We start from the raw sequence: 1,456 nt of genomic DNA on the forward strand, positions 1-1,456 counted from the left end.
GAAGGTGGTCTTGGACAGCTCGACGTACCAGTCGAAGACCTCGTCCCACGCGAAGTGGAACAGCGCGTCGGAGAGCTTCGCGAACTGGAAGTCCTCGTAGAGCGCGTCGACTTCGGCGACGACGGAGTTGAGGCGGGAGAGGATCCAGCGGTCCGTGGCCGACATCGCCGACGGCTCCGGCAGGGGGCCGTCCACCGTCGCGCCGTTCATCAACGCGAAGCGCGTCGCGTTCCAGATCTTGTTGGCGAAGTTGCGGGAGCCCTGGACCCAGTCCTCGCCGATCGGGACGTCGACGCCCGGGTTGGCGCCGCGCGCGAGGGTGAAACGGAGCGCGTCGGAGCCGTACTTGTCCATCCAGTCCAGCGGATTGACCGCGTTCCCGAAGGACTTGGACATCTTCTTGCCGAACTGGTCGCGGACCATGCCGTGCAGGGCGATGGTGTGGAACGGCGGGGTGCCGTCCATCGCGTACAGGCCGAACATCATCATCCGGGCGACCCAGAAGAACAGGATGTCGTAGCCGGTGACCAGGACGGAGTTCGGGTAGAACTTCGCGAGCGACTCGGTCTGTTCGGGCCAGCCGAGCGTGGAGAACGGCCACAGGCCGGAGGAGAACCAGGTGTCGAGGACGTCGGTGTCCTGGTGCCAGCCCTCGCCGGTGGGGACCTCGTCGTCGGGGCCGACGCAGACGACCTCGCCGTTCGGGCCGTACCAGACCGGGATGCGGTGGCCCCACCACAACTGCCGTGAGATGCACCAGTCGTGGAGGTTGTCGACCCAGTCGAAGTACCGCTTCTCCATCTCCTGCGGGTGGATCTTGACCCGGCCGTCGCGGACGGCGTCACCGGCGGCCTTGGCCAGCGGGCCGACCTTGACCCACCACTGCATGGACAGGCGCGGCTCGATGGTGGTCTTGCAGCGCGAGCAGTGGCCGACGGAGTGGACGTAGGGCCGCTTCTCGGCGACGATCCGGCCCTCGGCGCGCAGCGCGGCGACGATGGCCGAGCGGGCCTCCAGCCGGTCCAGGCCCTGGAAGGGGCCGTGGGCCGTGATGACGGCGTGCTCGTCCATGACGGTGAGGGACGGCAGGTCGTGGCGCTGGCCGATCTCGAAGTCGTTCGGGTCGTGGGCCGGGGTCACCTTGACGGCGCCGGTGCCGAATTCGGGGTCGACGTGCGTGTCGGCGACGACCGGGATGGAGCGGTCGGTCAGCGGGAGGCGGATCTCCTTGCCGACCAGGTGCTTGTAGCGCTCGTCGTCGGGGTGGACGGCGACGGCGGTGTCACCGAGCATCGTCTCGGCGCGGGTGGTGGCGACGACGATGGTGTCGTCCCCCTCGCCGTACTTCATCGAGACGAGCTCGCCGTCGTCGTCCTGGTACTCGACCTCGATGTCCGAGATCGCGGTGAGACAGCGCGGGCACCAGTTGATGATGCGCTCGGCGCGGTAGATCAGC

Annotated in this window: 1 protein-coding gene; it reads right to left on the bottom strand. The window is 68.1% G+C overall.

Annotated elements, in window-relative coordinates:
* The coding region (locus G6W55_RS37610; RefSeq protein WP_175525055.1) for a valine--tRNA ligase at positions 1-1,456 on the bottom strand (1,456 nt) is incomplete at both ends.

The sequence above is a fragment of the Streptomyces sp. CAI-85 genome (assembly GCF_013363615.1).
Classification (GTDB): domain Bacteria; phylum Actinomycetota; class Actinomycetes; order Streptomycetales; family Streptomycetaceae; genus Streptomyces; species Streptomyces antibioticus_B.